Below are 6,895 nucleotides of genomic sequence, written 5' to 3'. Positions count from 1 at the left end.
ACAGCCATTTCTATCATCGCCGGTTCCTCGCGTTACGCCCTAGACGGAGAGCGACGTGAAAGGCAGCCGACGGCAGAGCGCAGAGCCTCGAAAGCGGCACGTCGGCCGCAAGCCGTGCCGTGCGGACCTGCCCCGGGAGAGGAGATCGCTGATGGCAAGAACATGACCACGATCCCGCTGTCACAAGGGGCGTTCCCGCTTGGGCAGATGAGATAGGCGAGCTGAACTGCTGCCGGTTTGATGGACACCGAGATTAGGTGTTTCATGAAGCCGGAGGTGGGCGATGAAGAGACGGAAGTTCAGTCGCGAGTTCAAGATCGAGGCGGTCAAGCTGGTTAGGGAGCGTGGGGTGTCGGTGGCGCAGGCCGGGCGGGACCTGGATGTCCATGAGAACGTTCTGCGCAAATGGGTGAAAGAGTTCGGCTCCGATCCGGTGCAGGCCTTTCCCGGCCACGGGCAGATGAAGCCGGAGCAGCAGGAGATCGAGCGGTTGCGCCGTGAGGTCGCCAAGTTAAAGGCCGAGCGGGATATCCTAAAAAACTGTCCAGCGTCGTGGCGCGCCTGCGCGGGCTAGAAACAGCCTTGTGCTATCCCTTAGCTCGGAGGGTTAGCGGCCGTCAGCTTATTGGAGGCACTGTCCCCGTTAAGAAACGTGGTCCATGGGCGCATGCGGACTTGAGAGTGGTGACGCTGTTTCGGCGGCGATCCCGATTAGGAAGATGACAAATTAGCATAGCCCAGACCCTCCAGCCCATCATCGGACGAAGGATTTGCGATGCCTAAGAGGACAACCGGTGGCGGCCCGGACTTAAAGCCGGTCAACCTCGGTGCGGCCGCAATCGACATCGGGTCAAGGATGCACATGGCCGGGGTGAACCCGGCCTGCACCGACACGCCAGTGCGTGCATTCGGCACATTCACGCAAGATCTGCATGAGCTGGCGGACTGGTTCAAGGCGCGCGGCGTGCCCAGTGTCGCGATGGAATCCACTGGGGTCTATTGGATCCCAGTCTACGAGATCCTAGAACAGCGCGGGTTTGAGGTCATTCTGGTGAACGCGCGGTACGCCAAGAATGTACCTGGGCGCAAAACCGATCTCAGCGATGCCGCTTGGTTACGCCAGCTCCACTCCTATGGCCTGTTACGGGGCAGCTGCCGACCCGATGCCGAGATCGCAACCTTGCGAGCCTATCTGCGCCAGCGCGAGCGGCTCGTGGAATATGCTGCCGCCCATATCCAACATATGCAGAAGGCCATGATGGAAATGAACCTGCAGCTCCATCATGTTGTCTCGGATATCACCGGCGCGACCGGCATGAGGATTACGAGCCATTGTTGCAGGCGAACGCAATCCCGACGTCCTGGCAACCTATCGGGACGTGCGCTGCCATTCATCGATTGAGACGATCCGCGCAGCACTCGTAGGCATTGACCGCCACGAGCATGTCTTCGCGTTGACTCAATCGCTGGAGCTCTACGACGTCTATCAGGCAAAGATGCTCAACTGTGATCGCAAGCTCGAAGTCCTGATCAGTGCATTGAACACCAAAGGAGCAAGACCGGTCGGAAAGCTAGCCAAGCCACGCGTAAAGACCAAGCAGGTCAACACCCCCACCTTCGATGTCAGGGCCGCACTGTACGGCGTGCTCGGCGTCGATTTGACTGAGATCCATGGGTTGCGTCCGTCGCTCGCATTGAAGCTCGTCGGCGAGTGTGGCAAGGATTTAAGGGCATGGCCGAGCGCCAAACACTTCACTTCGTGGCTCTGCCTCACACCCGGCAACAAGATCTCCGGCGGTAAGGTGCTGTCCTCGCGCACACGGAGATCCTCAAGTCGCGCAGCTGCGCTGTTGCGGTTGGCAGCCACAACTGTGGGGAAGCGCGAGACAGCGCTGGGAGCATTCTATCATTGGTTGTCCTCACGTGCAGGTAAATCTAAGGCCGTGACGGCGACCGCTCGCAAGATTGCGGTTTTATTCTACAACACACTCCGGCACGGCATGAGCTACAGGGATCCTGGCGCCGACCAATATGAGCAGCAATATCGTAGCCGTGTCGGCGCCAACCTACAGCGCCGGGCGAAATCGCTAGGCATCGTGTTGCAGGCCATTCCGGGGTACGCCTCCGACGAGGACCGTCTTGCGTGACGGGTGGTAATTCGCGAAGCGTGTGACCTTAAGTCTAGCTTTAAGGTCATCAGGCGATGCGGGTCGAGGTTTTGGGCGGGCTCGAGCGGCGGCGGCGTTGGTCGCAGGACGACAAGGCACGGATTGTCGAGGAGACGCTGGCACCGGGCGCGAAGGTAACTGAGGTTGCGCGGCGCAACGGAGTAGCGGCCAGCCTGGTGTTTACCTGGCGTCGCCAAGCACGGACATCGGAACAAGTTGCACCATCTTTTACGCCGGTGCAGATCGCCGCCGTAGCAGCCTCGGCTGAAGAAACTCCGAAGCTTTTGCCTACGATTGATGGCCGAGTTCGTTCGGCGGCAGCTGCGCGTACTGGATTGATAGAGATCGATCTCGGCAACCGACGGTGCATCCGGGTGGATGCGCACGTCGATCCGGAGGCGTTGGCGCGGGTCCTCGATGTGCTTGGACGCCGATGATTTCTGTACCAGGGAATGTGCGAGTGTGGCTGGCTACAGGCTACACGGATATGCGCAGAGGCTTTCCATCGCTGGCCCTCCAAGTGCAGGAGGTGCTGCACAAAGAACCGCTTAGCGGTCATTTGTTTGTCTTCCGTGGTCGCCGCAGCGATCTTGTGAAGGTGATCAGGCACGATGGTCAGGGAGCCTGCTTGTTCACAAAAAAACTCGAGAGAGGAAAGTTTATCTGGCCATCGGTTGCCGGTGAAGCAGTAACGATCTCGCTGGCGCAGTTGAGCTACCTGCTGTCCGGGATCGATTGGCGCAATCCGCAAGAAACCCAGCGCCTGACGCGGGTCGGATAATCGTTTTGGGTTTGAATCTGATGCTCGATCTGATTCAATGGCTTCATGACATCGAAGCCGGACGATCTTCCGTCGGATCTCGCAAGCGTCTACCTTGCGCTGCTGGCCGAGCGCGAGGCGTTGCAGGCTGAACGCGATGTGGCACTCGCGGATGCCGCCAACGCGCGGGCGGAGCTATCGGACAGCGAGGTGCTGATCGCTCATCTTGAGCTACGGATCGAGAAGCTCAAACGCGAACTGCACGGGCAGCGCTCCGAGCGCACGGCGCGGCTACTCGAGCAGTTGGAATTGGAGCTCGAAGAACTCGCCACCACGGCGACCGAGAATGAGCTGGCTGCGCAGGCTGCCGCGGCAAAAACCCAGAGCGTGAGCGCCTTCACGCGCAAGCGGCCGGTGCGCAAACCGTGGCCGGACGACATCGAACGTGAGCGCGTCGTCATCAAGGCTCCAACGACCTGCGCCTGCTGCGGCGGATCGCGGCTGGCGAAGGTCGGCGAGGATGTGACCAAGACGCTGGAGGAGATTCCGCGTCGCTTTAAGGTCATCGAGACGGTACGCGAGAAGTTCACCTGCCGCGATTGCGAGAAGATCAGCCAGCCGCCGGCACCGTTCCATGCGACGCCCCGCGGCTTCATCGGCCCACAATTGCTGGCGACGATTTTGTTCGACAAATTCGGCATGCATATCCCGCTCAACCGCCAGAGCGTGCGCTTCAAGGCCGAGAGGATCGATCTGCCGCTGTCGACGCTGGCCGACCAGGTCGGCCACGGAACTTTCGCGGTCATGCCGCTGTTCCAGCTAATCGAGCGTCATGTGCTCGCGGCCGAGCGCCTTCATGGCGACGACACCCCCATCCGCATCCTGGCGAAGGGCAAATGCACGACCGGCCGGATCTGGACGTACGTGCGGGATGATCGGCCGTTCGCCGGACCTGCGCCGCCGGCGGCGGTCTATTACGCCTCGGGCGACCGACGGGGCGAACATCCCCAGAAGCATCTGGCCGCCTTCGTCGGCATTCTGCAGGCGGATTGCTATGGCGGCTTCGAGCCGTTGTTCGACCCAAAAAGGAAAGCAATGCCGATCACGCCCGCATTTTGCCTGGCCCATGCGCGGCGGGGATTCTTCGAGCTGGCTGACATCGAGAAAGCCGCCCGGGAAGGCAAGGGCAAACCGGTCTCTCCGATCGCGCTGGAGGCGGTCAGGCGTCTGGATGCGTTGTTCGAGATCGAGCGCGCCATCAACGGCCGTAGCGCCGACGAGCGGCGTGCCGTGCGCCAGGAGCGGAGCAAGCCGCTGCTCGACGACATGCACGACTGGCTGCTCCGCGAGCGAGAAAGCCTCTCGCGCTCCGCCGAGGTCCTGAAGCCCATGAACTACATGCTTAAGCGCTGGGACGACTTCGTCCGCTTCCTCGACGATGGCAGGATCTGCTTGACCACGGACGGATGGTGTTGAGAAGTCCTTACCTTCAGTTCGTAGCAACTTTTTTTGGTTTTTCCTTCCAGGCAGCCACCATGCGTTCGTAGGCCTTCTCGACGCGTGCGACGTAACCAGCTTCCCGTTCGCGGATTTCCTTGATCCAATAGTCCCGGCCCGGGCCAGCCTTGCCGTAGGCACGGGGAGCCCCAGCCTTCAGAGCCACCTTCCGGAGTTTCATCGCCGTGAACGCTGGCCGCGCGTAAGCGTAGTCCTTCCCGGTCGTCAGGACGTGCCAGATCATGACTGCGAGCTTGCGCGCCGTCGCGACGGCAGCGACCCCGGCCCCGTGCTTTTTCTGCGTGCGGTTGAAAAATGCTCGCAACGGACCCGGCGCCGTCTTGGCTGACCACGCAGCCTCAACCAGCATCTTGCGGGCGTCACGGTTGCCCTGCTTCGAGATCCGGCCATGCCGTGCCGGGTGCTCGCCTGACTGCCGAACCCGCGGAGTCAACCCGAAATAGCTGCTGAGCTTATCCGGCGACGGGAAGCGCGCGATGTCGCCGATGGAGGCCAGTACACTCGATGCGACAACCGAACTCACGCCGGAGATCGTCATCAGCTTGAGAGCCCGTGAATCGTTCAGAGCCTGCTGGGCCACGACTTTATCGATGTCCGACAGTTGCTTCGTCACGCGTTCGAGTTCCGCGATCAGACGCCGGAGCATTGCACGCTCCTCCGATGGAAGAGGCAGACTGTCCAGCCAATGCTGTCCGCGCTTGCCGAAGAGATAGCCTTTGTAGGGCGGGATGAGGTTGGCATGCAGGATAGCCTTCATGCGTCCTTTGATCCGGATGATCTGCGCCAAGACGCCAGCGCGCTCGGCCATCTGGCGCCGGCGGCTGTAGGTGTCCTCGTCAGCAACCCAGACCTCCGGCAAGAAGCCGGCAGCATGCAACTTTGCCAGGGTCCCAGCATCGACCTTGTCCGTTTTGACTCGCGCATAGGCGATCTCCCGAACGAGCCTCGGATTGGCGACGGCGACGCGCTTAACGTGCGGGCGCAGAATACGTTCGACCGCCGCGCTGTTGCCCGTCACCTCGATGACCACCTCATCCTCGAGGCTGAGTGTCTTGGCAAAGGCGACAAGCCGATCGTGGACGAGATCTACGCGGAGCTGTCGGATTATTGTTCCGTCCTCCAGGATCGCCACCTGGGCGAACGATCGGTGGATGTCCATGCCGACGATTTGCATGCTTGGTTCTCCTTTGTCTCAGGAGCCAGTGGCTTGCACGACATCTACGGATCCGCGCTCGCAGCGCAGCCGGGTAAGTCGTAGGGGGCGGCCAAGTAACAAAGCGAGCTCACAGCTCATGGTCATGGCGGCCTGCCACCGTTTCGTGCTCCAGCGCCCCTATCCCGGCTTCGACAGACTAATCCGGACGACCAGTCCTCTCCACCGGGTTTGAGCGCTGAAAACATCATGCCCTTTAACAATTGCGCTGAGCGTGCATTGAGAGGCATTGCCTTGGGAAGGCGCAACTGGACCTTCGCTGGCAGCCAGCGTGGCGCCGATCGTGCAGCTATCATGCTGACGATGATCACGACCTGTCGCCTCAACGACGTCGATCCCAAGGCTTGGCTCGCCGACGTCCTCGCCCGGATCGCTGATCTTCCCACCTCGCGTCTGCGCGAACTGCTGCCCTGGGAATGGAAGCTCCTGCACCAAGCCGGCAAGTCCGCCAATCAGCAAGCCGCCTGACCCTTCACGCAACGCCATCGTAGAACTCGCCGTGCTCGCGCGCATGCGTCAATCAGGCGGCCTTTGTCGTATGCGTACATTCCGGGCGACGCCAATCCGGCTGTTTCTTAGGAAGGCCGCAGCCTTCTTCGCGAAGGAAGCGACATGAAGTTCGTCTTCATCGCGAAGCACCGGGCGATCTGGCCGGTGGCATGGCTATGCGATGCGCTGGGGGTGTTGCGGTCGGGCTTCCATGCCTGGCTGAATCGCTCGCCCAGCGCCAGATCCCGCAGCGACGAAGAACTCGGCGGCAAGGTGAAGGCCAGCTTCATGGCGGGCGACCGCACCTATGGTGCGCGCCGGGTGTGGCGTGATCTGCTTGCCGATGGGGCGGACTGTGGCCTCCACCAAATCGAACGACTGATGCGCTTGCAAGGCTTGCAGCCGCGGCCGCGACGCCGGCGCTTGCCAAGGACAGCGGCGATCGACAGCTCGAGGCCGTGCCGGCGAACCTCCTTGACCGGCAATTCATTGCCGAGCGGCCGAACCAGTAGTGGCTCTTCGACTTTACGTATCTCTGGACCGCGGAGGGCTGGCTCTACGTCGCAGCAGTGATCGACTTGTTCTCACGCCGGGTGATGGGTTGGTCGATGAGCGCCGCCATGACAGCTCAGTTGGTGACCGATGCCCTGCTGATGGCCGTCTGGCGACGCGGCAAGCCCGACGCACTGTTGCACCACTCCGACCAGGGCAGTCAGGGCGGATTCAGGCGGTCGTCGCAACACCAGT

Annotated in this window: 3 protein-coding genes and 5 pseudogenes; 7 read left to right on the top strand and 1 reads right to left on the bottom strand. The window is 61.5% G+C overall.

Annotated elements, in window-relative coordinates; genetic code table 11:
• Positions 1 to 283: 283 nt before the first annotated feature.
• From XH98_RS17700 to tnpC, 5 genes and pseudogenes are all read left to right on the top strand, one after another.
• A pseudogene (locus XH98_RS17700) lies at positions 284 to 538 on the top strand (transposase); the annotation flags it as partial.
• A 237-nt stretch (positions 539 to 775) separates the two neighbouring features.
• Positions 776 to 2,147, top strand: a pseudogene (locus XH98_RS41160) (IS110 family transposase).
• A gap of 56 nt (positions 2,148 to 2,203) precedes the next feature.
• Positions 2,204 to 2,605: an IS66-like element accessory protein TnpA gene (gene tnpA / locus XH98_RS17685; protein WP_271619412.1), complete on the top strand. Its 402-nt coding sequence runs from the start codon at positions 2,204 to 2,206 to the stop codon at positions 2,603 to 2,605.
• A gap of 23 nt (positions 2,606 to 2,628) precedes the next feature.
• Entirely contained in the window at positions 2,629 to 2,949 is a 321-nt protein-coding gene (gene tnpB, locus XH98_RS17680) for an IS66 family insertion sequence element accessory protein TnpB (RefSeq protein WP_442868602.1), read from the top strand.
• 45 nt (positions 2,950 to 2,994) lie between these two features.
• Positions 2,995 to 4,392 (top strand): annotated as a pseudogene (tnpC, locus tag XH98_RS17675) (IS66 family transposase); the annotation flags it as partial.
• Positions 4,393 to 4,417: 25 nt separating this feature from the next.
• Here the strand turns inward: tnpC and XH98_RS17670 are convergent.
• The gene (locus tag XH98_RS17670; RefSeq protein WP_271619419.1) at positions 4,418 to 5,605 is read right to left on the bottom strand and encodes an IS110 family transposase; all 1,188 of its coding nucleotides are present in this window, start codon (positions 5,603 to 5,605) and stop codon (positions 4,418 to 4,420) included.
• A gap of 252 nt (positions 5,606 to 5,857) precedes the next feature.
• Between XH98_RS17670 and XH98_RS17665 the strand changes: the two are divergent.
• A pseudogene (locus XH98_RS17665) lies at positions 5,858 to 6,127 on the top strand (transposase domain-containing protein); the annotation flags it as partial.
• A 111-nt stretch (positions 6,128 to 6,238) separates the two neighbouring features.
• Positions 6,239 to 6,864 (top strand): annotated as a pseudogene (locus XH98_RS17660) (IS3 family transposase); the annotation flags it as partial.
• Between the last annotated feature and the right edge of the window lie 31 nt (positions 6,865 to 6,895).

It is taken from the genome of Bradyrhizobium sp. CCBAU 51745, assembly GCF_028128715.1.
Lineage (GTDB): Bacteria > Pseudomonadota > Alphaproteobacteria > Rhizobiales > Xanthobacteraceae > Bradyrhizobium > Bradyrhizobium manausense.
This window is presented reverse-complemented; position numbering and strand designations above follow the sequence as displayed.

Coding starts and splice junctions, on each gene's coding strand:
- tnpA (WP_271619412.1), top strand. CDS start 2,204: ATGCGGGTCGAGGTTTTGGGCGGGCTCGAGCGGCGGCGGCGTTGGTCG.
- XH98_RS17670 (WP_271619419.1), bottom strand. CDS start 5,605: ATGGACATCCACCGATCGTTCGCCCAGGTGGCGATCCTGGAGGACGGA.